Source organism: Pontibacter burrus (assembly GCF_010686685.1).
GTDB lineage: Bacteria > Bacteroidota > Bacteroidia > Cytophagales > Hymenobacteraceae > Pontibacter > Pontibacter burrus.
This window is the reverse complement of record NZ_JAAGWD010000001.1, coordinates 693,162-719,348: the sequence shown is the minus strand read 5'-3', so window position 1 is coordinate 719,348 and position 26,187 is coordinate 693,162. Positions and strand designations below refer to the sequence as shown.

Here is a 26,187-nt window from a genome sequence, read left to right as displayed (position 1 = left end):
TATAGTTTACTTGTCCTTTAGGTTCTCTTCAAACAGCTTATAAATACGCTTGTATTCATCTGTCCAACTGGCTGGCTCTGTAAAACCGTGGTCTTCTATAGGATATACCGCTAACTCCCAGTTATCTTTTCCAAGTTCGATCAGGCGCTGGGTTAAACGTACCACATCCTGGAAGTGCACGTTTGTATCCACCATGCCGTGGCAAATCAGCAAAGCACCTTTCAGCCCTTCGGCATAGTAAATAGGTGAGCTTTTGGCATATGCCAGGCTATCGGTTTGCGGTGTGTTCAGAATGTTGGAAGTATAACCGTGGTTATAGTGTGCCCAATCGGTAACAGAACGCAGCGCAGCACCTGCCGCAAATACATCCGGCTCTGTGAACATTGCCATAAGTGTAATAAAGCCACCATAAGAGCCACCATAAATACCAATCTTTTTAGGATCAACATTATATTTTTCAACCAATAGCTTAGCACCATCTACATGGTCGCTCAGGTCTTTGCCACCCATAAACTGGTAAATACCTGTTCGTACATCACGGCCATAACCGGCGCTGCCCCTATAATCGATATCAAGTACTGTATAGCCCTGATCTACCAGGAAGTTATGGAACATGTATTCTCTGAAGTAGCTACTCCACCATTTGTGTGCATTCTGAAGGTAACCGGCACCGTGTACAAATATTACAGCTGGTCCCTTTTCTTTTTTATTCTCCGGCTGGTAGAGACGGGCATAAACATCAACACCATCTTCTGCTTTAAACGATATTACTTCAGGATCGCGCCAGTTGTATGCTTTAAATTCGTCTGTTAGCGAGCTGGTTACCTGGCGTGGTTTTGCTCCCTTCTTGTTCTCCATCAGGTAAAGTTCCCACGGCTTGTTACTATAGGAATACCGGTAAGCCAGCATCTTCTCATCCGGTGATAACTGCACTTCATAAGCACCAGGCTGCGTTGTTAGCTGCACCATCTCGCCGCCGTTAACCGGCATTTTATAAAAGTGCCGCTCTCCCGGGTGTATCTTGTTAGCAGTAAAATAGAAGTGCTTTTTATCTTTTGAAAGTTGTACATCAGATACTTCAAACTTACCGCTTGTAAGAGCTTTCTTTTGTCCTGTTCTTACATTCACCGCATACAGGTGTGAATAACCGCTCTCTTCTGAATGGAACCACACTGATTCATTATCCGGCATCCAGCCAATATCACCTGCACCATAACTGATCCCAGGTCCGTTTATCCAGGCATCATCATGCTGACGGTCGAGCAGGTCCAATGCGCCGGTAGCCGGGTCCAGTGCCAATATCCAACGGTCTTTATTATCGGCAGCGCGGGCAACAACTATAGCATGCTTTCCATTCTCAGACCAATAAGGGCCGTATATTGTTGAAGCTCGCATTTCTGCCCTCTTGCTTTTGGCATCAGCTACATCTTTAGCTATGCTCGCTTTTTTATTCTGCTCCAGCTGGTAAACCGGCACATCGTAAATACCTTCTACGTCTTTCAGGGTAACAGCAAATGTAGTGTCCTTATGCGTGTCGTATACAAAGAACTCGTACGTGCTCTGCGCATCCCCCACCTTTGTGCGGGTATTGATATCTTCTGTGTAGCCTGAGCTGGTTACGAAATCCGGAACTATAGTTATTTTCGCATTCCTTGGTCTGCTGATCAAACTATAGGTAATAAAGCGCTCATCCGGGCTAAGCACAATGCTACTTACCTGCTTCTCATCCAGGTAAATTTCCAGTGGTCGTGACGGAGCATCTGCCAGTTGCTGTTTCTTTGCTGCAGCCTTGTCTGCTTCGCGCTCTCTTACAATCTGCAAAAGCTCCAGTTGTTGTTTGCGTAGCCATACACGCTGTGGGTCCTTTTCTTCACCATCAGCAGGCTTTCTTCCTCTTCTGAAATCAGTGAGTTGCGCGAGTTGGCCATTAGCAATGGTCCAGGCATATAAGTTATTATCCCGGATAAAGGTTATTTCCTGTTCATCAAAAGTAAAGCCCGGGTTACTTTCACGCTCAACTGTATTGGTTACGCGTGTAGTTTTGCCGCTCTTTATGTCTAGCAGGTAAATGTCACCGTTTTTCTCAAATACTTTTCTGCTTTTGGATTTGTTATAGGCTCCGAACTGAGATGGCAGGCTACGACGGGTTGCGGCAGTTACCTTTTTTATAGTTTTACCATCTGTGCCAACCACATAAAGCGAATCTTTACGGTTGCCATCTGGGTTCCAGCTAAAGTAGATATTCCGGCTGTCTTCTGACCAGAAAACGTTGCTAGGCGATGTACCGATCCATTTGGGGTCGCGCATGATCTTCTCAACGCTGAGTTCGTTGGCTTTTGTCTGCGCCTGTACACCACCTGCCACAACTATACTTAGTACAGCTATAGCTATGGCTTTTTTCTTTAAAAACATGTTGGTTATAGTTTGTATAGGGTGATTTGGAATTGAATTTAGAAGAAAAGTCCCGATTTCTCAAGTATAAACCTGCAAACCGGGACTTTATAAAGACCAGCGCCTATAGTTTATTGCTTTGCCAGAAAAGCAGTCGGGCGCTTTTCGTCGTGCGGCGTTAAGTCCTGGTATAGTTTAGCCAGTGCCAACGCCTCGGCCTCCCCGAACAGTTTGCCTATAAAAGTTATAGTTGTAGGCATGCCGTTTTTCTGTGATCCGGTTGGTACTACCACACATGGGTGACCAGTAAGGTTAGTTACAACCAGGTTGCTGCTACCAAATGATGGACTGATGTACACATCTATGTCTTTGAGCTTCCCGTGCATCTGCTGCACTAATAGTGTTCTAACACGCTGAGCCTGAATATACTCCACTGCCGGAATAAACCTGCCCGATCGGAAGATATTAGGCCAGGCATTTTTATGTTGTTGTTTAAGCTCGTTGTCACGCCCACTTCTGGTCAATTCATCAAAAGCAGCTGCGCCTTCCACCGAAATCGTCATGATCAGATCGTTCACCGGCAGATCAGGCAATTCAATGGGCACTAACTCAATTCCGGCTTTTTTAAGTACTTCCAGCGCTGCCAGGTCATTTTCCTGGAAGGCATATTTGCGCTCGAAGTCTTTTTTCAGGTATCCTACACGCAGTTTTTTAACATCAATCTTATTGCTATAGTTGAACGGTGCATCATAAACAGATAAGTCGTTACCATCAGGACCATAAATGGCATTAAAAACTATAGCTGCATCTTCCGCAGACCTCGTTATAGGCCCAATCTTATCCATGCTCCAGCTCAATGCCATTGCACCATACCGGCTAACACGCCCAAAAGTTGGTCTCAGGCCTGTAGTACCACATGCCGTAGATGGAGAAACAATAGATCCCAAGGTTTCTGTACCGATAGCATAAGGAAGCAGACCGGCAGCAACAGCAGCAGCAGAACCAGCCGACGAACCACTGGAACCCCTGCTTAAATCCCACGGAGATTTTGTTTTGCCGCCATACCATACATCACCCATAGCAAGTTCGCCCAGCGTAAGCTTAGCCACTAACACGCCGCCGGCATTCTGTAAACGCTCAACTACAGTAGCGTCCATATCTATCTGCTGATCTTTGTAAGGTGCTGCACCCCAGGTAGTATTATAGTTTCTGGTTGCAAGCAGATCTTTTACACCGAAAGGTATTCCATGCAACATTCCTTTATACTTGCCAGCTTTAATTTCCTTGTCAGCCTTCCGCGCTTGTTGCAATGCTAGTTCCTCTGTTAGCGTAGTTACACACTCCAGTTTCGGACCATATTGCTTCAACCTGTCTAGGTAAAACGTTGTAAGCTCTACTGATGTGATCTGTTTTGATTTAAGTAAAGCAGCCAGTTGTGGTATACTGTAGTAGGCAAGGTCCTCCTTATTTGCCGGAAGCTTTACTTTCTTGAGCTCATCCACTTTAAAAGCATCTTTATCGGACGGCCACTTAAACCCTACTGGTATTGGATTGAAAGTTATTGCCGGAGTAACGTTATTCGGCAATTCAACTTTCCGGATACGCTCATAACCCTCCCTGAAATCCTGAAGCTCTGAAGTAGCAGAATCTAACTGCGAGGCATTGAAATTAAGACCAAAAAGCTGTTGCGCCTGCTGCAACATTTGTACTGTAATTTTATCTTCTGCCAGCTTTGTAGCATAAGCTCCCAGGCTAAAGCAAGTGGCAGCAAGTAGTGTTAATTTCAGTTTATGGTTCATTACGCTATAGTTTAGTACCTAAATATAAGCAGCTTACCAATCTTTTTGAAACACATTACTGACTTTCTTCATCATGACTGCAGTACTATAGTTACTTGGATTGACTTCAAATAAAAAGGCCACTCCTTTTGGGAGTGGCCTTTTGTTATAGCTAGAACCTATTAAGGGTTCTGATCAGCTGCATCGATCTCGTCGTTCGTATCGATCTCATCCTGTGGAATTCTGAATAGAATCTTAGGATCAGTGATATCACGCTCTGTAACCACAGCTAAAGAAGCCAGGTGCAGACCATTAGCTGGAGAACCTGTTGGTCTAACCAGTTTCTTGTTCAGACGCTTCAGGTCAAGTAGAGAGAAACCTTCACCCCACAGCTCGATTCTTCTCTGCAGAAGGATCTCTTCTAACAGCGTTCTAGTAGTAGGGATTGTATAGTTAGCATCTCTTGTTTTGATGAACGTCTCAAGTACAGTAGCAGCCTGTGCATCACCAGTTCTGGCAAGTGCTTCAGCTTCGATCAGGTACATTTCACCAGCTCTCATCATTACATAATCAGCTGCCCATGAACCAGTAACCGGAAGACGGAACTTCAGAGAAGAATAGTTCGGGTAAGTACCTTTGTTATCTGCAACAGGTGCAAACACAAGTGCTTTACGGGCATCAGTAGCTGACATTGCATCGTATAGATCTTTCAGTACAATTTTCTGGCTACCTAAACCGGCATAACCAGCAGCAGTGTTCGCCATATGCGAGAAGAAAGATGCATAGATAGTAGCCTGATCGTTTGGAATCTCAAGACCCCACATCCACTCAGAGTTTGGTCTACCAAAGCCTGCCTGATAGTTAGCAGCTGTCATTGGCGTATAACCCTGACGTGCTTCTCTTGCTTTCTGAGCAGCTTTTGGATAATCTTCCATCTGAAGCGCTACGCGTGCATGGATACCTTTAGCAGTAGCAGCATTGATGTGAGACACGTGATCTTTCGTTTTACCTTCCAGTAGTCTTTCTGCCTCTGTAAGGTCAGCAATGATCTGGTTGTAAACTTCCTGAACTGTTCCTCTACCTTTACCTACAGTGGTAGGCTCTGTGTAAAGTGGCACACCTGGTGCATTTTCATGCCCTTTGTAAGTATGCTGGAACAGGTTAATCAGGTAGAAGTAAGAGTGAGCTCTAAGGGCAAGCGCGTTACCTTTAATATACTCTTTTCTTGCCGGGTCACCTGTAGCTTTGTCGATGTTAGCAATGATCAGGTTTGAGTTGTTGATTACTCTATAGTAATATCTCCAAGCCCATCCTGATTTCGATGTTGCAGTTGCAGTTGAGATGGAGTTATGATTGTAATCATTCACAAACCACCCGTAACCTCTGCTTGGCGTAAGAACATCTGTTCCCATCATATCCATCGTTACATCTAAGCCCTTCTGGCCAAATGTATCGTGGTTGCCATCCCAGCTGGTCCACATTGATCTGTAGATACCGTTCAGAGCTACTGTTGCACCTGCAGTGGTAGCAAACACCTGCTCATTTGGTACTTGAGAAGCAGGGCTAGTATCTAAATATTCCTTCTCGCAACCTGTTAGCACAACAACTGCCAGTGCTAACGGGAGTGCTTTTTTAAATATATTCTTCATATCTAATTAAAATAATCTTGACTAAAAGTTAGCATTTAGGCCAATTGTGTAAGTACGCATTACAGGGTAAGAGAAATCTGATGTACCTGCAAAGCTACGCTGTGGGTCCATACCTTCGTTCTTAGTTAAGATAACCGCGTTATCTACAGAAACGAATGCTCTAACATTGCTTACGTTCAGCTTAGAAGTTAAAGCAGCAGGTATTGTATAACCCAGGTTGATGTTCTTGATGTTCAGGTAAGAAGCATCAAATAACCATCTTGTAGACTGACCATCCTGTAATGTAACACCTTGCTGTAGTCTTGGAACATCAGTGATGTCACCTGGCTTCTGCCATCTCTTCAGGATGTCTTTGCTGAAGTGTGTACCATAAGAACCTCTGTGCATTAAGCTAGCATAGTTATTATCGTAGAACTTACCGCCAACCTGGAATGTAGCTAGTACTGCAAAGTCAAAGTTCTTGTATCTGAATGAGTTAGATAAACCACCTGTCAGATCAGGGATAGCAGTTCCATGGTAGCTGTATTTACCACGGTTAATGTTGTTAGACACTGTATCACCGTTGATGATCTGGAACTCAGGATCGTTTGCTTTGTACAACTTTGGGTCTGCACGGTAAAGGGCATCACCATTGTTTGGATCTACACCGTAGAATTCACGTAACCAGAAGTCATAACGACCACGGCCTTCTGCCATTCTCTTAGTACCATCTACAATTGGTCTTGCATTTGGCATGCTTGTGATTTCGTTGTTATAGCTCGTTAGGTTCAGGTCAACTCTCCAATCGAAGTCTGAAGTAGAGATAGCGTTGTAGCCTAACTGTAACTCCCAACCTTTATTCTTCATAGTACCAATGTTCTTCCACATATCCAGACCACCTGTTGAGTAAGGAGTTGGAACAGCGAATAGCAGGTTATCAGACACACGCTGGAAGTATTCTACTGTACCTTCCAGTTTGTTGAAGAATCTGAAGTCAGCACCAATGTTGAAGTTGGCGTTAGTTTCCCACTGCAGGTCATATGCAGGAAGTGAAGATACGATAGCACCCGGAGCGTTCACGTTGTTCCAGCCCAGCGAGTACAGACCCTGCCACTGGTAGTAGCTTGGAGTTCCTTCGTTACCTTGCTCACCGTAGCTACCTCTAAGTTTTAATTCATCAATCCAGTCAGCTGTCATGAAGTTCTCTTCAGAGATTCTCCAGCCCGCACCGATTGAGTAGAAGTTACCCCAACGTGAATCTTTGTAGAATCTTGAAGTACCATCTCTTCTGTAGCTAGCTGATAATAAGTATTTATCTGCGAAGCTATAGCCTAATTGTGTAAAGTAACCTTCAATTCTGTGCTCATCTATACCTGATGAACCACCAGTAATTGTTGCAGCAGATGAAAGTTCAGTAGTGCCTGGGAATGGGAAGCCAGTTCTTGTAGCAGTTACGTTTCTTGATTCCCACCAGTAGTTTTCATGACCAGCCAAGAAGTTGAAGCTGTGGTCACCGAACGTTTTGTTCCACGTTAATACCTGGTTCAGGGTATAAGAAAGTGTTCTTGTATCAGTTTTAGTAGAACGACCAGCTACGTTCTGAGCATCACCAAACTGTGAGTTCTGGTAGCCAGTGCTGAAGCCATTATAGTAGTTACCACCGAAAGTAGTTTTGAAAGTAAAGTCTTTCAAGAACTTAATTTCAGCATAAGCATTACCAGTACCTTCTGTTCTTCTCATTGAGTTATCATCCAGCGCCAGTGTACCAAGCAGGTTGGCATTAGGTGCATATGGTCTTACGCCCATAGGAGCATAGCTACCACCACCCCAGTCAAAAGCATTCTGACCAGTAGCAGGATCTTTAATGAAGTTACCTTCACCATCACGCAGCCATACAGGGTAGATAGGACCCATGTAACGAGAGAAATAGAATGGGTTTGAAGTAGAAGTACCAGTAGAGAAGTTACCTTGGTTCTCTGATACGTTACCTGCGATGTTGATACCAGTTTTTAACCAGTCGTTAACCTGTGTATTGATGTTAGCACGCAGACCAAGACGATCGTAGCTAGAGAATTTAGCAATACCATCTTCGTTGATGTAGTTTACAGACAGGTAATAGTCGCTGTTTTCAGCACCACCAGAGATGTTTACACCTAAGTCTGTTCTGTCAGCCTGCTGGAAAAGCGCATCAGACCAGTTGTCTTGGTAAAGCAGACGTGCGCTTGGGTTCAGTTTGCCTGTAGTAGCATCAATCACCTGGTTGTTAGGCACGTTGAATGGATTGTAAACAAGGCCTTGACCTACAATGTTAGCAGAAGCATACTGATTAGCTTCATTCATTGTATAGTTTACGCCTGTTGAAGGGTTTTTAACGCGAAGTGTTGCATTACGCATAGCCTCCCACATTACTTCGTAATATTCTTGTGAGCTCACGCGATCGTACTCAGGAATACCACGCTCAGAGATACCTCTCTTCATGTTAACAGCAATGCTTGGTTTTCCTTTTTTACCTCTTTTAGTAGTGATCATGATCACACCGTTAGCAGCACGAGCACCGTAAAGTGCAGAAGCAGCAGCATCTTTCAGTACAGTTACAGTCTCGATATCATCTGTAGAGATAGACTGAAGTGTACCACTGAAAGGAATACCATCCACTACGTAAAGTGGAGCGCTGCTTGAGTAGATAGAACCGATACCACGAACACGGATATCCGCGTTTGAACCAGGACCACCACCACCGTTTGTAGTCTGAATACCTGGTACAAGACCTTCAAGCACTTTAGTAACTGAAGTTACCTGCTGACGCTCGATAGTCTTGCTGCTTACAGTTGCTTCAGCACCAGTAAATGCTGTTTTTGCTACTGTACCATAAGGAACCTGCACTACAACTTCAGAAAGCATTTTAGCATCAGGAGCTAACGCCACATTAACTGTGCTGTTTGAACCAATTGCAACTTCCTGGTTAGCATAGCCAATGTATCTGAATACAAGGGTATTGGCATTTGCTGGAACGCTTAGCGTAAACGAACCATCCACCCCTGTAGCAGTACCAGTAGTAGTGCCTTTTACAACAACAGATACGCCAGGCAGACCTTGACCAGTATCCTGGTCTGTCACCTTACCCGTTACTGTCCGATTTTGTGCCAGCACTTGTACCACAAGCGCAAACACAAAAATGAAACTGAGCAGTAAACTCTTCTTCATGTGAATTTGTGTTAAATAAATAGTTATAGATTAGTTTGTGTACCAAATATACCCACGTCTACCAAATTTCAAAACACTTCCCGTTTTATTTCTTCTAAAAAATTTAATTATTATATTATTTCAATTGAATATATAACTTTTCCAAAGGTTTTACACGCGATGTTATTATCTGTTCACTTAAAAGATAATACGTTTCACTAATTACCTTATTTATAGTGTATAATAGAAAACTATAAAAATATATACCTTTTTAAATATTAACAGCCGTAAAAACGGCCCAAAATATTAGGCACAATCTATTATAAACAGAATACAATAAAATAAACTAATTGGAAGTTTGCACAACGGCAGCCAAGCAAAGAGGTGGGTAGGAGATAAGTTTTTTATAAAGTGGGGCTGAGGCTGGAATAGCCTTCCAGGAAAGTTGCACCTGCTGTCTAACAAAAGGGAATAAAGCTAGCAACTGTTCAAGCTCTTTTGCAAGCAGGCTTTTTTGGATACTTGACCATTTCCGTATAATACTGCTTAAGAGCGGCAGCAATAGTTGCGACCACACTATATATATAAGTAGGGCACGTGTTATAATCGTAAAAACCTGTTGCTCCGGTGTTATATTTAAATAGAGCGCTAGCGCCAGCAGCATTCCGATAACCAGTAAACCTATAGATACAGGAAGCTTGCGTTTCCGGTTTGCTTTCATTTCTGAAGTATATACACTATTATATATAGGAGTATGCGCAACGGCTTGTAATTGCTGCTGCAAGTATAGTTGTTTACGTTCCAGTATTTCAGGCAAACGGCCAGCCAGCCAACCAACCAGAATTCCCATCAGTGCATGTGCCCCGATGTAAACCAGCACAATGTATAAGACATACTCCCCTTCCGGCATGCCTGCTTTTTTTAAGATATAGTTTACAAATGCATGTGCTACCTGGTATAGATCTGCACCAAACACAACTAACATGACCACCAAACGCTGCAATGCCGACTGCAATTGTGTTACTACTCCCAACACAAAGCAGCTGGTTTTATAGTAGGACCGGCTCTGAAACAAGAGGTAACCAAGCCCTCCTTGAATTGCTACAGCCAGGTAAGCAGTTGGTGGTGTATGCGGGCTCAGCATTCCCTTAATCAATATAACTAAAACAGTTGCCTTAAGTATTGCTGCCCGCGACGGACAATAGTAATAGAGTAAGCTGATACAAAGAACAGATGCACCGCCAACAAATAAGCCGGTACCAGGCAGATGCAATGCATGCAGTACCCCACCCAGAAATGCTTCGCTCATTGCCCATAGTGCCGTTATGCGATAAAAGAGGGAAGGCTGATTTGCAGAAACAAACTGCTGCTTGGGCGCAACCTGACTTATTTGCATTGTAAGACAGTAATTGAGTCTCCTACTTTTACAATACCCTCACCGCTATGCACCAGGTTCTGGCCAAAAAGGACCTTATTGTTTTGAGTGCGATAACTGGCTAGTGTTCGTAAAGGCTCTGCCCCTTTTATGCCGGTGCTTTGATCTATAGTTGTAAGCACGCAGCGCGCGCAAGGCTTGGCAGCCCTGAAGGTTATGTTTCCAATATTGAAAGTGTTCCAGGTATCTTCGTCGTGTGGCTGGCCACCGGTAAAAACCAGGTTAGGCCGGAAGCGGTTCATGGGCACAGGTCGCTGTAGTTTGCTGTTCAGGTTATTTAATGACTCCTGCCCAATCATCAGGAACGGATATGCATCGGCAAAGCTTACAATCTCATTATCGAACGCATATTTTGTATCTACAAGGCGTTCCGTGTTATCGGGCATATAAACCAAACGGGCAACCATTCCCAGGGCTTTTGAAAACCAACCCGATGTATGATGATTTACTTCATAGGCCGTACAGGTGTCATCCCACACGGTTACTTTTACCATGTTCTCGGTGCGCGTTTCAAACGGAATGAACAATGGCGACAAAAGGTTTTGCTTATGCGACACCAGCAGTCCGCCATCCTGCAGCGTTACCTGCAAGAGTGCCATCTGGGCATACACACGCTGCGTCAGAAAATTTCCCTGCTCATCAACCAGCATCCATCGTCTATCGTACTGCAGCCCGCGCTCCTGCACCTGAGCCTGTTGCAAACTTATTCCTCCCAATGATTTTATGGGATAGATGTAAATATTACTGATCGTGTAAGTAGCCATAGCAGTGCATTGGATAACCTGAAATTAGGAAGTTAAAACGGCATTGCAAAGCCGATTATACAAAGGTATTCATACTGAAGTATATTCGCATTAAACTATTATCTTTACAGCAGAACAAATAGCATCTTTATGAGACAAATTTACCGTTATCTGATTGTGATGCTGTGGCTCACACTAGGTTCAGGCACCTATGCTTATGCCCAAAACGCAGCGCCACTTCCAAAATCACTCCTCTGGGAAATATCTGGTCAGGGTCTGAAGCAGCCATCTTACCTCTTCGGCACCATACATGCCATTTGCCCCGAAAATTTTGTACTTACAGAGACTGTAAAGACAAAAATGGCCCAGACTGAAAGGCTCTCGCTGGAGGTGGATATGGACGCCCCCAATTTTATGATCGAATTACAGCAGGCCACCGTATTGCCGGAAGGTACTACACTGCGCAGTTTTTTTGAGGAACAGGACTACAACAGACTGCATAATTACTTTATGCAGACCATGAGCCTCGATTTAACCCAATTGGACCGAATGAAGCCCTTTATGCTGCACTCGATGTTGCTTTCGCAGCTAACGGAATGCCAGGCTATCTCTTATGAAGAAAGCCTGATGAAACTGGCACAGCAGCAGGGCAAGGAAGTTATAGGCCTGGAGACTGTTGGCGAGCAGCTGAACGCCATAGACCAGATGCCTGCAAGCGTGCAGATCAGTATGCTTACCAAAATGGTAAACAATATGGATGACGCACGTAAAACCTACCAGGACATGGTTAAACTATACCTGCAACAAGACCTCGGCGGTCTGGAAGCGCTCTCGCGAGAAGAATATAACGACGAAGACTACCACGTATATGAGCAGGCTTTTTTAGTGAACCGAAATAAACGCTGGATTCCTGTAATGGAGCGCGAAGCTCGCATACAACCTACTTTCTTTGCAGTGGGTGCCGGCCACCTGACCGGTGAAAGTGGTTTGCTGGAGCTGTTGCGCAAGCGTGGCTATACGGTGGTGCCTGTGCAGTAACGGCACATTTTACCTGACTATTGGCTTACCTCCTGCCATTGCTATAGTTATGCACGATGAAAATACTGCTACAGCTGCTGTTCTTTTTGTTGGTGGTATTGCAGTACGACCAGGCAGTGGCACAACTACAAGCACAGGAACAGTATAATTGTGCACAAAGCCACCTCCAGCAACAAACCAGAACAGCAGTAGCCTCGCCGGAACATCAGCAGCTGATGAACCTTTATGATGTTACGTTTTATGGTCTTGACTTGAAGCTGGAGCGTAACAGTGTATACATTGAGGGAAGTGTAACTATAGCGGCTATAGTTAAAGGAAACCCGCTGCAGGTTTTTGCGTTTGAACTGCACCCCAATTTTACTATCCAGGGGGTAACGATAGACGGCGCGCCTCAACAAAACATTTCCCGCAATAGCAGCGATGTAAGGGTGCAGCTAAACACTCCGACTGCTGCGCACAGGGCCATTCAGGTAGTTATAAACTATAGAGGCACAGCACCCAACGGTGGCAACGCAGCTATAGGGAACGGCTTTAACACTGCGCGCTTAGATAACTGGAACACAGATGTAACCTGGAGCCTGAGTGAACCTTATGCTGCCTACGAATGGTGGCCTACCAAACAGGTGCTAACCGACAAGGCTGACTCAGTAGACGTTACCATTACCACAAGCGCTGAGAATAGAGCAGGCTCGAACGGCGTTCTTACCAACACCACGTTACTACCTAATGGTAAAGTTGCCTATCACTGGAAGAGCAGATACCCCATCGCCTATTATCTCATATCAGTTGCGGTATCGGACTATGATGAGTATGTGCAGATAGCTACTATTCCGGGCAAATCTGAGCAGGTACCTATAGTTAACTACATCTACAAAGGGGCACTGCCTGTCTTTAAGCCAGAAATAGATCTCACGGCATCTTTCATGGCGCACTTTTCTGAGTTGTTCTCGCCTTACCCCTTTGCCACGGAAAAGTACGGGCATAGCATGGCGCCCATAGGAGGCGGCATGGAGCACCAGACCATGACCACCCAAAGCACCTTTACAACTACTTTAACTGCACACGAACTGGCTCACCAGTGGTTTGGCGACAATGTAACCTGCGCCACCTGGCAAGACATCTGGCTCAACGAAGGCTTTGCATCGTATGCCGAGTACCTGGCGCTACAGCAAATATCAACTTTAAAAGCTGAAACCTGGATGAACGATGCGCACGGTCGCGCCAAAACAGCTATGAAGGGCAGTCTGCGTGTACCCGACACTACGGATGTAAGCCGGATCTTTAACTATAACCTGACCTACAAAAAGGGCGCTGCCGTAGTGCACATGCTGCGTCACGAGATAAACAACGATGCACTGTTTTTTCAGGCCCTTCGGAATTACCAGGCAAAATTCAGTGGCAAAACCGCCACTACCGCCGACCTGCAGCAGGTAATGGAAGAAACAACTGGCAAAGACTTAGGCTACTTTTTCAGGCAATGGTACGAAGGCGAAGGTTACCCATTGTTTTCGCTGCAATGGAATCAGATAGGTAAGAAACTGATACTGAAGTTACAACAGTCCGCAACAGGGAATACGCCGTTCTTCAGGACAGATGTTACGTTCCAGTTCCAGACAAGTAATGGTCTACAAAGCGTACGTGTTACGCAGGAGCAACCCGTACAGTATTTTGTTTTTGAGGTGGCTGAAACTTTTACCTCTATTGAGATCGACCCCGCCAATTACATTCTGAAAGAAGTAAGGCAGATAATTAAGGACCCGAACCTGCAACAGCCAGAGACCAAACCTATAGTTTACCCCAACCCTGTCAGCACAAACAGCATCACCATTACTGATATTCCGTTTGCAGCCACAGAAGTTATCATCTTCGACCGTATCGGCAGAAAAGTGAGCACTAACAAATTAGGCGGGCAAGCTACTATCCCTTTGGAAATAACAACACTTCCTGCCGGGCTTTACTTTGTTCGTTTATCTGACGGAAGATCCACAGCCACTACAAGCTTCCTCAAACTATAGAACTATAGTTACAGTTGAGCATTCCTCAGCTTTATCGTGCTTATTCCTGAATCCTGCAGTACCTTTGCAACTAAATGGATAACGTACAGCCATGAAAGTTATAGTTGTAGGAGGCGGAATAGGTGGCTTGTGCGCGGCAATTGCGCTGCAACAGCAAGGCATTGAAGTGCAGGTATACGAAGCAGCGCCCGAGCTGAAACCGGTAGGCGCAGGAGTAGGCCTTGCAGCTAATGCCATACAGGGTCTGCAGCGACTTGGAGTTGCCGATGGCGTGATTGCGCGGGGAAAAGAACTGGAAGCACTTACGATTTTCGATGAGCACAACCAGATTATCACAAACCAGGATACGCGCACGCTGAGCCGTAAATATGGCATCAGCAACTTTGTAATTCACCGCGCCGACCTGCATGATGTACTGGCGCAGGCGCTGCAACCGGGTACGTTACACCTGAACAAGCGCTGCCAGACTATAGAACAGCAGGGGAACCAGGTACAAATCACTTTTACCGATGGCACGCAAACTATAGCTGATCTGCTGATAGCGGCAGATGGGATAAACTCTATAATCCGGCAACAGTTATTGCCGGCAAGCAGGCCGCGTTATGCTGGCTATACATGCTGGCGCGGTGTTATCCAAAATCCCGGGGTAACTATAAACCATATGATCTCGGCAGAAACATGGGCACCTCAGGGGCGGGTAGGCATGGCGCCCCTCCCGGGCAACCGTATTTACTGGTATGCCTGCATCAACGCACCGGAGCAAGACGAGCGCATGCGCCTGATGACACCTGTACAACTGGCGGCCCATTTTGAAGGGGTTCACGAGCCAGTACAGCAGGTATTAGCCGCCACCAAACCTGACGAGCTCATTTGGGGAGATATTGCCGACCTGAAACCCCTGAAACAGTTTGTGTTTAACCGCATCGTGTTGCTTGGTGATGCTGCTCATGGCACCACGCCTAATATGGGACAGGGTGCCTGCCAGGCCATAGAAGATGCTGTAGTGCTGGGGCAATGCCTGCAACAGGAGTCAACGATAACCATTGCTTTAAAAAATTATGAAAAGCGCCGCCTGAACAGAACGGCTAAGGTTATCCGGCTATCGCGGTTGCTGGGCTGGGCATCGCAGCGTGAAAATCCGTTGCTGATAAAGGCCCGGAATGCTATTTTCAGGGCAACGCCTGAGTTTATAACACAGCGCCAGATGGAAGACCTGTACCGCGTTGACTTTTAGTTTGTCCCTATTTGCCTTACCTTAGCGCTATAGTTTGCATAACCGTTTATGAGAAAGATATTCCTGTTTGTATTTGCTGTTTTTGTGCTGGCTGGCTGCTCTGACAGCAACAAAGCGTTACTTGAAAAGCTAAGAACCGCCGTAGAGGCCGATAACAAAAATGCTCAAGGTTATACTATAGTTGACATGGGCAGCTTAACTGATTTTGATTGGGACAAGATGTACTTTTTTCAGGGAAAGCAAACAGTTGTAGACATTGAGGCCGAAACCGGTGTGAAATGGGAAAGCGGCAGCGATGTGGCGGAAGGACACAACCGCCTGCTTTTTATGAAAGGCAACGAAGTAGTAAGTTTTGTTGATTATTATGCCGACGAATTCCCACTGCAGGTTATGGGCTGCAACAAAGACCGATGGATTTACCCACACAGCCGCAGCACCTTCGCCAGCTTTAAATACTGCCTGAACGACAAGGAAGTATATGCTTTTGTGCCGCAGCCCTGCCTGGAGAACATGAAAGAACTGATAAATAGAAAGTGCGACGATAAAGCGCAAGCAGAATAAGAGAAAGCCGGTTAATTGCCGGCTTTTGTTTTTATAGTTGCCTGTTGTAATAGCGTTGGATGGTCCATTCTCCAACGGATCAGCTCTTCATCCCGGCTAATCTGCTGCATGCCAAGTTTCTCCAATACCCTGGCCGAAGCCGAATTATCCAACAAGCATCTGGCCGTAATTACTTTTACGCCCGGCTGCTGAAATGCCCAGTTCACTAATCCATTGGCAGCTTCAAAACCATAGCCGTTCTTTTGCGCTTGCGCAACTATAGCATACCCAATATCCACTGCGCCATCATCATTCGGTAAACCTTTAAAACCAGCATCGCCAATTACCGTCATACTAAGGCGGTGCACCACCATATACGACTCGAAGCCGCTTGGCTCAGGCACCTTCTCCAGGTTATTGATGATCTTCGGAAATGTATCTATCGCCTCCTGATCGGGCCAGTATGGTGTGAGCTGAAGGCCAAGCTTCTGGAGAATACTTGTGTCGCCAGCCATCAGCAGTTTTGTGATCTCTAACGTGAAGGGAATGAGTAGGAGCCTTTCGGTGTGGATGTGCATGGCTTTTGTTACTTACCGGGGTGTGTAGACGCTGTCGGTTTGATTTTATCGTCTAGTATGTCTATAACCTGATTTTTTAGCTTCTCATAGTTAAAGTTCTGCTCAACCCCCACGTTATAAGTATAGTGGCTATTCCCTTTCCGCATTCCGATGAGGTACTTTGGCCCGCCCTGCTCCATCGAAACCGGCGAATTCTCTGTTTGTATACTGTACTCTATATCGCCGTTTTCATTAACTACATAAAAAATATGCTTATAATATATTTTCCCCTCCGGTTCATCAAAGCGTTCAAAAATCTGTATACGCTTACCGTTCCAGATAAACTGATCAAAACAGAACATATCCTCCAGGTTATCCTTTAGTAAGCCTTTGTTATAGGCATCGTATAGTTTATCTCTTAACGGTGTAGCTTTAACGTACTCTTTCCTTGCATAGTAAACCTGTATAAGCTTGGCATAGGTGTGATAATCATTGGCCGCCAGGCTTAGCAATTCGTTGTAAGCCTGTTCTGCACGATCGTAGTTTCCGTCCAGATACTCGTATAAACCAATGTTGAAGAGCACAGTGATATAAGAACTGCTTTCCTTCGCGATTTTCTCTTTAGCTGTATAAAACGTGGCAAGTGCTTTTGCTTTGTCTCCCATAGCGTTGTACATCTGTGGTATCATTACAAACGCCCTGTCTGGCACATCATTCTTACTTACAGAAATACTATAGGCCTGCAAGGCCTTACCCGGTTCGTTAAGCTCATTATAAGAATCTCCTAAAGCACTATGGAATTCTGCATTATCGGGGCTTAGTTTAATTGCCTGATTTATGCTCTCGATGGCCTTGTAATGCTGATCAAGGTACTGAAGTGTTTTACCTTTAATGAAATAGGGAAATGCGTTACCGGAATCTTTACTGATTGAAAGCTCCATCATCTTCAGGCAATTCTGATCATCTTCCTTCATGTAATAAGCCATCCCGATATAATAGACAGCCTTTGCAGGGTAGGCAGTGGCCTTTCCGCCGTATTTGCTAATGATCTTGTCAAACTGCTCTTCCTGATACAGGTCCTTTATCTCGGCAGTTATTTTATCATCCTGAGCAAATGCTATAAAACTCAGACACAGTAACAGGTTTAGCAGTAAAGTTGCTTTCATAGGCCAGGTTTTTCCTTTCATAAATATAGAAAAAACTTTATTCTGACGATACAAAATACCTACGGCTAAACCTTACTGCTATAGATAAAAAAGTATTGTTACTTGCTGCTCTTATAGTCGGCAATAATGCCTTCGCAGAGCCAGTTGGCCAGCGCCTGCCGGTTGTTGGGGATAACGAAACGGCGCTGGTCTTTTTCACTTCTGATATTGCCCAGTTCTACAAATACAGTAGGCGGATGGCTATACTTAACCACATACAGGCTGCTGCGGGTTGTAACCGTGCCGAAATAGGAGCGGTTGGGCTGGTAACGGTTGTACTTTGTATCAAACACCTCATGTATTCGCTGGGCAAGTGCCATTCCGTCCGAACTATTTTCGTGGTGATAAAAGAAAACATCTATGTTCTGCCCTTCGCTGCGGCTATCGATATGCACGGCAATCATGCGCTGGTGTACACCATTGTGTTTCAGGTATAAGCGGTTTACATCTGCTACCCTGCTTCTCAGCCGCTGTACCTGGCCGTGTGGCACCTGCTTCTCGAAATAGCTTACTTCATCCCTGTCCATTTTCAGGATATTTTCGTCCCGTATGCCATCGTCAGGGTCTTGTATGATCATGTAAACGGTAGCGCCATGCTCCATCAGGCGGCGGGCCAGCCGTATAGTTACGTCGTAGGCATATTCGTCTTCACTCAGCTCGTATGGCCCATATTTGCCGATTGCACCCGGGTCCGGTCCACCGTGCCCTGCAAGCAGGTAATAAACTGTGCCCTGCAACTGGTTATCCTTTATCTCAACCCGCTCATAGGCTTTGCCAAATAGTGGCTCGATTAAAACGGCTGGCGCTGCTTTTGCAGGTTTGCTAACTGCCGCGTTACCTCCCGAGGAAGCTGGCAACAGGTAACTTCTACCGGCATACAAGCTGTTATCCTGCCCCAGGTTGTCCTGATTAAGCTCTATAAACGTGCGCAAATGTTCTGCAGGCTCAAGACCATGGCGGCGAAGCAACAGGTAAATGCCATCGCCCTGCTGGGCTACTACCTCAGCATGAGACTGACTGAACACGGGAGCAGCACTCAGAAAAAGGGAAAGAAAGAGGATAAAGGTCCGCAAGAAGGTTAACGTTTGGTCTTCACTATCTCTTACGAATTGATAGCGTCAAAAATTTTACAGACTACAGAAAATAAGGCTATAGTAAGCTTCAAGTTATGCTTTTCAGCCGGTTATGCAAGTAGCGGGAAGCAACTATAGTTCTACATAGGCGGGGAAAATTCTCTAAAACAAAAATGGGGACTAAGAAGTCCCCATTCATTAGCTCCCGAAAGAGCAAATTTTACTTTTAACAGTCTTTTGTCCTTTGTCAAAAAAGCTTTTGTCAAGGAACTTACACCAGCTTGTGCTTCACCAGGTACTCTGCAATTTGTACCGCATTGGTTGCAGCACCTTTGCGCAGGTTATCAGCCACGATCCACATGTTTATAGTTTTAGGCTGCGTTTCGTCGTAACGGATGCGACCAACCAGTACCTCATCTTTTCCATGTGCATCTTTCGGCATCGGGTACTGCAGGTTCTTTACGTCGTCTACTACCTTCACACCTTCGGTTTCGCCTAAAATGCGGTAAACCTCGTCCAGCGTAAAATCTTTTTCAAACTCCACGTTCACCGACTCCGAGTGGCCACCCATTACCGGAATACGAACTGCAGTAGCTGTAACACGGATAGAGTCGTCGCCCATGATCTTTTTGGTTTCCAGGATCATCTTCATCTCCTCTTTGGTATAGCCGTTGTCCTGGAACACATCGATGTGCGGCAGCACGTTCAGGTCGATCGGGTAAGGATATGCCTTTTCGCCCTCTTTGCCGGCGCGCTCGTTCATCAGCTGTTCCACCGCTTTTACACCTGTACCTGTTACCGACTGGTAAGTGCTTACAACTATACGCTTTGCTTTCAGCTCTTTGTTCAGGTTATTAAGTGCTACCACCATTTGTATGGTAGAGCAGTTCGGGTTAGCTATGATCTTATCTGCTTTGGTCAGTTCGTTGGCATTAATCTCCGGCACCACCAGTTTTTTGGTAGGGTCCATGCGCCACGCCGATGAATTGTCGACTACGGTAATGCCTGCCTCAGCAAACTTAGGAGCCCACTCAGTAGAGGTGCTTCCGCCGGCAGAAAAAATGGCAATTCGCGGGGCAGCCGCAATCGCGTCCTGCATCCCGATAACCTTTATCTGTTTACCCTTAAACTCCATCTGTTTACCAACAGATCTCTCAGAAGCAACCAACAACAACTCAGTCACCGGGAAATCACGTTCCGCCAGTACTTTCAAAATTTCGCCGCCTACCAAACCGGTAGCGCCTACTACTGCTACTTTCATTTAGGGTATATAATTAAATTGTTTAATGGCTTGATGGTTAAACTGTTGGATTGTTGATTGTTTTTTTGTCTGAATCAGGATTTGCAGGATGAAAGGATTAACAGGATTAAAATCTACTCAATCACTCATTCACTCAATCAAAATTCCTAAACTCTCTAACTCCTCAACTCTCTAACTGGAATATCTGTATTAACTAACCAATCCGCGTCCCGTAATAGTTCTAAAACTATAAAACGGATGCAAGGTGCTTGACCTCACAGTGTCTTTCAGACCTGTGAGTGTCTAAGTCCGCGCTGCAAATAACGTAAGTTTTTAGCACAATTTCTGCGCATGAAACAAACTTTACTCGCTATACTGCTGCTACTTCCGCTTATTGCCACAGCCCAGTTGCAGGACAACTTTTCGGATGGCGATTTTACCCGAAACCCTACCTGGACCGGCGACGCGGGCAGTTTTATAGTTAACGCCCAGCAGCAGCTGCAAAGCAACGGGCCAGCCGTAACCGGAACTATAGTTCAGCTTGTTACGCCCTCGCAGGCTGTGGTAGGCACTACTTGGGAGTTCTGGGCAAACCTGAAACTGGCCACCTCATCCACCAACTATACTGATGTTTACCTGATTGCCGATAAAGCAGACCTGAAAGCAGCAGATGTAAATGGTTATTTTGTACGTATCGGCAACACCACCGACGAAGTAAGCCTTTATCGCAAAGATGCCGGTAAAACAGCTGTAATACTGATAAACGGGCAGGACAAAACCGTTGCCACAACCAATAACGTGGTACGTGTGCGGGTAACCCGAACTATAAACTATGAGTGGGAACTAAGCATTGATGTAAGCGGCACGGGCCAGAATTTTGTACGCCAGGGCACGGCTACAGATGCAGCGCATAAACGATCGTCATACTTCGGGGTACTGGTACGCTATACATCAGCGAACAGCAAGAACTTTTACTTTGATGATTTCAGGATAACCGATACCCAGCCGCCGGTGTTGGAGGAACTGCAAACGATAAACCAGCAGGAACTTACGCTCAGGTTTAACGAGCCGCTGCAGCCGGAGCAGGCCCAAACTATAGCCAACTATACACTCAACAGAACTATAAAACCAACTATAGCCGAGCTTACCGAGGCAGGTACCGTGCGACTGGTTTTCGGACAGGGCTTTGGTGTCGGCAATAATACGCTAACTATAGCTAACCTGCAGGACCTGCATGGCAATACCCTTTCTGAGCCTGTTGTACGCAACTATAGTTTTATACCGCCGGCAGTGCTTCCCGGCTACAACGAACTTATTATTACCGAAATAATGGCCGACGAAACACCTGTAGTTGGCCTGCCTGCACAGGAATACATCGAACTATACAACGCTACAACAAACAAAGTGCTTACGCTGCAGGGCATCCGTTATTCCGACGCCACTTCTACCACCACCTTACCTAATGCACAGCTATTGCCCGGCGAATATGCTGTAGTTGTACCCAATACACAGGTGGCCAGTTTTACGCCATTCGGGAAAGTAATTGGCATCAGTAATTTCCCGAGTTTGAACAATGCGGGAGAACTGCTGCAACTGCGCCGCCCGGATGGCAGGTTGATATACGCTGTAAACTATAGCGATAGCTGGTATAAGAATACGGCCAAGCGCGAAGGCGGCTGGAGCCTGGAGATGATCGACGTAACCAACCCCTGTGCCGGCTCCGAGAACTGGACGGCTTCGGTTGACCTGCGTGGCGGCACACCGGCTCAGCCCAACTCTGTAGCAGCCTCTGTACCGGACAATACTCCACCAACTATAGTCAGCGCTACCGCCATTTCACCAACGCAGGTTCTGCTCCGTTTCAACGAACGGTTAGACAGTGTACAGGCCGCAACAATAGCCAACTATAGCATCAGCCCAACTATAGCTATAGCCAATGTGCAGGTACAGGGGCCGCTGTTTACAGAAGTAATGGTTACTCTTTCCTCGCCATTGCAGGAGCGCCAACTCTACACCTTAAGTGCCACTCGTATAGCCGACTGTGCCGGCAACCTCAACAACCAGCCACAAACTATACCTTTTGCCCTACCTTCGGCTCCTGCTCCCGGCAATGTGGTTATCAACGAGATTCTCTTTAACCCACGGCCCAACGGTGTGGATTTTGTAGAACTGGTAAACCGCAGCGACAAATACATAGACCTTAAAAACTGGCAACTGGCCATCACCGCCGGCGACACCATCAGCAACCTCCGGACTATCACTGCAACCAACTATGTGCTGGCGCCAGGGCAATACGTGGTGCTCACATCTAACCCCGAAAACATTAAAACCAACTACCCTGCTGCCCGCGAGCAAACCTTTTTAAGAATGAGTAGCCTACCCAGCTACCCCGACAATGCCGGTACCGTGGTAGTACTGCAACCAGATGGCAACGTAGCGGATCGCTTCAGCTATAGTTCGGACATGCATTTTGCTTTGTTGGATGACCTGAATGGCGTGTCGCTGGAACGCATTCGGCTGGACGGGCAAACTATAGCAAGCAATTTTCATTCGGCGGCTACTACAATCTTTGCCACGCCGGGTTATAAAAATTCGCAGTCGCGGGATGGGGTAGCGGTGCGCCAGGCTTTTTCTGTTGCGCCACAGGTTTTCTCGCCAAACGGAGATGGCTACGATGATTTCACGATTATAAACTATAGCACCGACCAGACTGGTTTAACCGCCAACATTACCGTGTTTGACTCCAATGGCCGTGAGGTCCGCAAGCTGGTGCGGAATGAGATGCTGGCCAGCAACGGCTTCTTCCGCTGGGACGGCCTAAAGCAGGATGGCTCCAAAGCAGGCATTGGCTACTATATTTTCTACATTGAGCTGTTCGGACTTAATGGCGAGAAAAGCGTGCATAAAGAGAAAGTTGTAGTGGGTAGTAGGTTGTAGTTCTATAGCTAACTATAGTTGATGAATTGCCACAAGCAGTTTCTTCTATAGTTGGCTATAGTTGCCACCGGACACAGGCAGTTCCTTTCATAGCTATCTTTTATCCTGGGAGCTCTACCAGCCTATCGTTTCAATCTAGCTTTGGTGCGCTCACGGCCGCGGGGCCCCGTCTTCGGGCATCGCGCTGCTGCCTTCTTGCTATCCTCCTACGTCGGATTGCCTGACGGCACCGCAACAAGTCAAAGGCGCTCAACCCAAAGACTGATATCATTTCGATAGCTATAGTTATTATAGTTTGGTGATAAGCTGTCATTGCATCGACTTTTCGTGGTAGTAGTTCCGAGGGCCAGGCTATGCCTGCCTATTCGTGGTCTGTAACTATAAATGTATAGCTTTTGATTTGGCAGTAGCAACAATTCCCCTCCTAGGTGGGGTAGGGGGATGACTCACGCCAACTATAGAACGATGCCTCAAACTATAGCGATAGCATTAAGGCTCCCCTCTTTGGTTTGGGAGCGGCAGGGATAGCTGGAAAACTTGTAACCACAGAACTATAGCTGTAGCAAACACAACATGAGGCATTTCCCTTTAGGGAGAGTTAACCCCGGATATTCAAGTTTATCTGTAACCTTCCCAGAACTTAATATTGTAGCAAAACGACGACCAACAATGTAGCAATCAACAATTAATCTTATAACTTGCGCCACTTTTTTCTGTTACTCAGAGTTGTACGTCGGTGGAAGAAATTATTTACCTGTGCCTGTTTGCGTTTATGGCAGGCTTTATAGATTCGGTAGTAGGCGGAGGCGGCCTGATTCAGTTGCCGGCTTTATTGGTGTTTTTGCCAGGCGTGCCGTTGCCAACAGCATTTGGTACAGGTAAGTTTGCCGGTATTGCCGGTACTACGGCAGCGATGGTAAAATACGTGCGTAACGTAAAAATCAACTACTGGGCTATAGTTCCGGCGGCTGGTGCTGCTTTTGTATTCTCATTTCTGGGTGCACGTGCCCTGAGCCACATTGATGCCAACCTGTTGAAGCCACTGATATTGGTGCTGCTGGTGCTGGTGGCAATCTATACGTTCATCAAAAAGGACTTTGGCTCGCTGCATGCCCCCAAGCTTACCGACAAAAAAGAAAAACTATACGGCCTGCTGATCGGGGCAACTATAGGTTTTTATGATGGCTTTTTTGGGCCCGGCACTGGCAGCTTTCTGATCTTTATCTTCATTGGGCTGTTTGGCTTTAACTTTCTGGCAGCATCGGCGGCTGCTAAGGTGGTAAATGTGGCTACCAATTTATCGGCGTTGGGCTACTTTATTTACAAGGGCCATGTGCTCTATGAGGTGGCAATTCCGATGGCTGTTTGCAGCATTATAGGCTCGCAGTTGGGCACGCGTACTGCCCTTAAACGCGGGGTTGGTTTTGTGCGGGTGCTTTTCCTTATAGTTGTTACCGGCATCATCCTCAAATTCGCTTACGACACCTACGGCTCCGGTGGCTCCGACTTTAAAAAACTGAGCTCAGCCGTGCAGGAGTGGGTAAAACTGAAGGGATAAACTATAGCTCCGGGCCGCAAAACTGTTGCTTTATAACGATAACCCACCCCTAACCGATGAGGGGAATTTCTTTTTCATTTTGCGATCCGTGACTTCAACTACCATTGCTCTTTCGGACTTCTTAGTCCGTAACAGCAGAAGGCCCAAGCTATAGTTCGACACAGAGGGCACTCGCGCCATAGTTACTAAATTTACAAAAAGAGGCAATTCCCTCCAGAGAGACAGGAGTAGGTTTACACATCACAAACTATAGTTTCAGCAATTAACCCTACCTTTGCAATCTGTTTTTGCCGTACTATAGGCAAGTTAAAATATCACCACCCATGAAGTTCGACGATTACCGCATCTCCGACGAAATAAAGAAGAGCCTGAACAAACTGGGCTTCAAACGCCCTACCGACATTCAGTTTAAAGCGATTCCGCCCATTATGCGCGGCGAAGACGTACTGGCCATTGCCCAGACCGGTACCGGTAAAACGGCTGCTTTTGCTATTCCTTTGCTCGACAGGTTCCAGTTCAGTAAGAACCGCCGCCGCGAAGACGGGATAAAGTGTGTGGTAATGGTGCCTACCCGCGAACTTGCCCTGCAGATAACTGAAGTGTTTGAGGAAATTGGCCGTGGCACACGCGTAAAAACGTTCTGTGTTTTCGGTGGCGTAGAGCAGGGACCGCAGATCGATAAACTACAGGATGGTATCGATATTCTGGTTGCTACGCCCGGCCGCCTGTTCGACCTGGTAAGCCAGGGACATATCAGGCTGCACCGCGTAGAGGCTTTAGTTCTGGACGAAGCCGACCATATGCTGGACCTGGGCTTTATCCACGACATCCGCCACCTGATAACCAAATTGCCACGCAACCGCCAGACGCTGTTCTTCTCGGCAACTATAAACGAGCAGATAAAAGAGCTGGCCTATTCGCTGGTGAACAAACCAGTGCGCATCCAGATCTCACCAAAAGATCCTGTTTCGAAAAACGTGGATCACTCAGTGATGTTTGTGGAAATGGACGACAAGCGGTTTTTCCTGGAGCGGATATCGAACCAGAACCCGGACAAAAAGATACTGGTGTTTGTACGTACCAAAGTGCGTGCCGAGCGGGTACAGAAAGCCATGGAGCGCGTGAATATTACCGCCGATGTAATACACGGAGGCAAGGAGCAGAAGGACCGCTTATCTGCGATGAAGCAGTTTAAGAAAGGCGATGTGAAAATGCTGATCGCAACCGACGTAAGTGCCCGCGGTATTGATATACCAAATGTAGAGTATGTAGTGAACTATGACCTGCCAGACCAGCCCGAGAACTATGTACACCGTGTAGGCCGTACGGGGCGTGGCACCGCCAAAGGAATAGCTGTAAGCTTCTGCGCTCCCGAAGAAAAACCGATACTGGACGAGATACAGCAGTACCTGACCAAAGACATTAAGGTAATTGAAGTAGAAAAAGAAGACTACGAAGCAACTATAGATTTTAGCGCTGATGCCAAATACGACTGGAAAGCCCTGATAAAAGAAGCTGAGCAGGAAGAGCAGAAAATTAAAGCGGCCAAAAGCAAAAAGGTAAAAGCGAAAGCTAAAAAGAAGAAGTAATAGCAGCAGGTTCTATCTGTTTCATGCTACTCAAGCAAAAGTA

Annotated in this window: 17 protein-coding genes; 7 read left to right on the top strand and 10 right to left on the bottom strand. The window is 46.2% G+C overall.

Annotation, left to right across the window (positions count from 1 at the left end; all coding sequences use genetic code 11):
• Positions 1–6: 6 nt before the first annotated feature.
• From GXP69_RS03275 to GXP69_RS03250, 6 genes are all read right to left on the bottom strand, one after another.
• On the bottom strand, positions 7–2,412 hold the full coding sequence (locus tag GXP69_RS03275) for a prolyl oligopeptidase family serine peptidase (protein ID WP_163912341.1): 2,406 nt from the start codon (positions 2,410–2,412) through the stop codon (positions 7–9).
• A 110-nt stretch (positions 2,413–2,522) separates the two neighbouring features.
• Positions 2,523–4,190, bottom strand: coding sequence for an amidase (locus GXP69_RS03270; RefSeq protein WP_163912339.1), 1,668 nt, complete (start codon positions 4,188–4,190; stop codon positions 2,523–2,525).
• Between the two features lie 161 nt (positions 4,191–4,351).
• Positions 4,352–5,818, bottom strand: coding sequence for a RagB/SusD family nutrient uptake outer membrane protein (locus GXP69_RS03265; RefSeq protein WP_163912336.1), 1,467 nt, complete (start codon positions 5,816–5,818; stop codon positions 4,352–4,354).
• 21 nt (positions 5,819–5,839) lie between these two features.
• Positions 5,840–9,001 (bottom strand): SusC/RagA family TonB-linked outer membrane protein, encoded by a 3,162-nt coding sequence (locus GXP69_RS03260; protein ID WP_163912333.1) that lies wholly within the window; start codon positions 8,999–9,001, stop codon positions 5,840–5,842.
• 325 nt (positions 9,002–9,326) lie between these two features.
• Positions 9,327–10,289 (bottom strand): hypothetical protein, encoded by a 963-nt coding sequence (locus tag GXP69_RS03255; RefSeq protein WP_163912331.1) that lies wholly within the window; start codon positions 10,287–10,289, stop codon positions 9,327–9,329.
• 77 nt (positions 10,290–10,366) lie between these two features.
• Positions 10,367–11,179: an MOSC domain-containing protein gene (locus GXP69_RS03250; RefSeq protein WP_163912327.1), complete on the bottom strand. Its 813-nt coding sequence runs from the start codon at positions 11,177–11,179 to the stop codon at positions 10,367–10,369.
• 129 nt (positions 11,180–11,308) lie between these two features.
• On the opposite strand from GXP69_RS03250, the gene GXP69_RS03245 reads away from it, so the two are divergent.
• The 4 genes from GXP69_RS03245 (at position 11,309) to GXP69_RS03230 (ending at position 16,006) form a co-directional block, all read left to right on the top strand.
• Complete coding sequence (locus GXP69_RS03245) at positions 11,309–12,196, top strand: TraB/GumN family protein (protein ID WP_163912324.1); 888 nt, start codon at positions 11,309–11,311, stop codon at positions 12,194–12,196.
• Between the two features lie 56 nt (positions 12,197–12,252).
• Complete coding sequence (locus tag GXP69_RS03240; protein WP_163912322.1) at positions 12,253–14,211, top strand: M1 family aminopeptidase; 1,959 nt, start codon at positions 12,253–12,255, stop codon at positions 14,209–14,211.
• Positions 14,212–14,302: 91 nt separating this feature from the next.
• Entirely contained in the window at positions 14,303–15,445 is a 1,143-nt protein-coding gene (locus tag GXP69_RS03235; protein WP_163912318.1) for an FAD-dependent monooxygenase, read from the top strand.
• Positions 15,446–15,493: 48 nt separating this feature from the next.
• On the top strand, positions 15,494–16,006 hold the full coding sequence (locus GXP69_RS03230) for a membrane lipoprotein lipid attachment site-containing protein (RefSeq protein ID WP_163912315.1): 513 nt from the start codon (positions 15,494–15,496) through the stop codon (positions 16,004–16,006).
• Between the two features lie 11 nt (positions 16,007–16,017).
• Here the strand turns inward: GXP69_RS03230 and GXP69_RS03225 are convergent, their stop codons facing one another.
• The 4 genes from GXP69_RS03225 to GXP69_RS03210 form a co-directional block, all read right to left on the bottom strand.
• The gene (locus GXP69_RS03225; protein WP_163912312.1) at positions 16,018–16,563 is read right to left on the bottom strand and encodes a GNAT family N-acetyltransferase; all 546 of its coding nucleotides are present in this window, start codon (positions 16,561–16,563) and stop codon (positions 16,018–16,020) included.
• A gap of 8 nt (positions 16,564–16,571) precedes the next feature.
• Positions 16,572–17,708, bottom strand: coding sequence for a tetratricopeptide repeat protein (locus tag GXP69_RS03220; RefSeq protein WP_163912309.1), 1,137 nt, complete (start codon positions 17,706–17,708; stop codon positions 16,572–16,574).
• A gap of 98 nt (positions 17,709–17,806) precedes the next feature.
• Positions 17,807–18,820 carry an N-acetylmuramoyl-L-alanine amidase family protein gene (locus tag GXP69_RS03215; RefSeq protein ID WP_235925540.1) on the bottom strand — a complete coding sequence of 338 codons (1,014 nt, stop codon included), beginning with the start codon at positions 18,818–18,820 and terminating at the stop codon, positions 17,807–17,809.
• 271 nt (positions 18,821–19,091) lie between these two features.
• Positions 19,092–20,081, bottom strand: coding sequence for an aspartate-semialdehyde dehydrogenase (locus GXP69_RS03210; protein WP_163912306.1), 990 nt, complete (start codon positions 20,079–20,081; stop codon positions 19,092–19,094).
• A 330-nt stretch (positions 20,082–20,411) separates the two neighbouring features.
• Between GXP69_RS03210 and GXP69_RS03205 the strand changes: the two genes are divergently transcribed.
• The 3 genes from GXP69_RS03205 (at position 20,412) to GXP69_RS03195 (ending at position 26,144) form a co-directional block, all read left to right on the top strand.
• Positions 20,412–22,997, top strand: a complete 2,586-nt coding sequence (locus tag GXP69_RS03205) for a lamin tail domain-containing protein (RefSeq protein ID WP_163912303.1) — start codon at positions 20,412–20,414, stop codon at positions 22,995–22,997.
• A 736-nt stretch (positions 22,998–23,733) separates the two neighbouring features.
• Positions 23,734–24,555, top strand: a complete 822-nt coding sequence (locus GXP69_RS03200; RefSeq protein ID WP_317164558.1) for a sulfite exporter TauE/SafE family protein — start codon at positions 23,734–23,736, stop codon at positions 24,553–24,555.
• 323 nt (positions 24,556–24,878) lie between these two features.
• Complete coding sequence (locus GXP69_RS03195; protein WP_163912300.1) at positions 24,879–26,144, top strand: DEAD/DEAH box helicase; 1,266 nt, start codon at positions 24,879–24,881, stop codon at positions 26,142–26,144.
• The last annotated feature ends 43 nt before the right edge of the window (positions 26,145–26,187 follow it).

Coding starts and splice junctions, on each gene's coding strand:
- GXP69_RS03240 (WP_163912322.1), top strand. CDS start 12,253: ATGAAAATACTGCTACAGCTGCTGTTCTTTTTGTTGGTGGTATTGCAG.
- GXP69_RS03210 (WP_163912306.1), bottom strand. CDS start 20,081: ATGAAAGTAGCAGTAGTAGGCGCTACCGGTTTGGTAGGCGGCGAAATT.
- GXP69_RS03275 (WP_163912341.1), bottom strand. CDS start 2,412: ATGTTTTTAAAGAAAAAAGCCATAGCTATAGCTGTACTAAGTATAGTT.
- GXP69_RS03245 (WP_163912324.1), top strand. CDS start 11,309: ATGAGACAAATTTACCGTTATCTGATTGTGATGCTGTGGCTCACACTA.
- GXP69_RS03195 (WP_163912300.1), top strand. CDS start 24,879: ATGAAGTTCGACGATTACCGCATCTCCGACGAAATAAAGAAGAGCCTG.
- GXP69_RS03265 (WP_163912336.1), bottom strand. CDS start 5,818: ATGAAGAATATATTTAAAAAAGCACTCCCGTTAGCACTGGCAGTTGTT.
- GXP69_RS03235 (WP_163912318.1), top strand. CDS start 14,303: ATGAAAGTTATAGTTGTAGGAGGCGGAATAGGTGGCTTGTGCGCGGCA.
- GXP69_RS03220 (WP_163912309.1), bottom strand. CDS start 17,708: ATGAAAGCAACTTTACTGCTAAACCTGTTACTGTGTCTGAGTTTTATA.
- GXP69_RS03270 (WP_163912339.1), bottom strand. CDS start 4,190: ATGAACCATAAACTGAAATTAACACTACTTGCTGCCACTTGCTTTAGC.
- GXP69_RS03225 (WP_163912312.1), bottom strand. CDS start 16,563: ATGCACATCCACACCGAAAGGCTCCTACTCATTCCCTTCACGTTAGAG.
- GXP69_RS03260 (WP_163912333.1), bottom strand. CDS start 9,001: ATGAAGAAGAGTTTACTGCTCAGTTTCATTTTTGTGTTTGCGCTTGTG.
- GXP69_RS03250 (WP_163912327.1), bottom strand. CDS start 11,179: ATGGCTACTTACACGATCAGTAATATTTACATCTATCCCATAAAATCA.
- GXP69_RS03205 (WP_163912303.1), top strand. CDS start 20,412: ATGAAACAAACTTTACTCGCTATACTGCTGCTACTTCCGCTTATTGCC.
- GXP69_RS03230 (WP_163912315.1), top strand. CDS start 15,494: ATGAGAAAGATATTCCTGTTTGTATTTGCTGTTTTTGTGCTGGCTGGC.
- GXP69_RS03255 (WP_163912331.1), bottom strand. CDS start 10,289: ATGAGCGAAGCATTTCTGGGTGGGGTACTGCATGCATTGCATCTGCCT.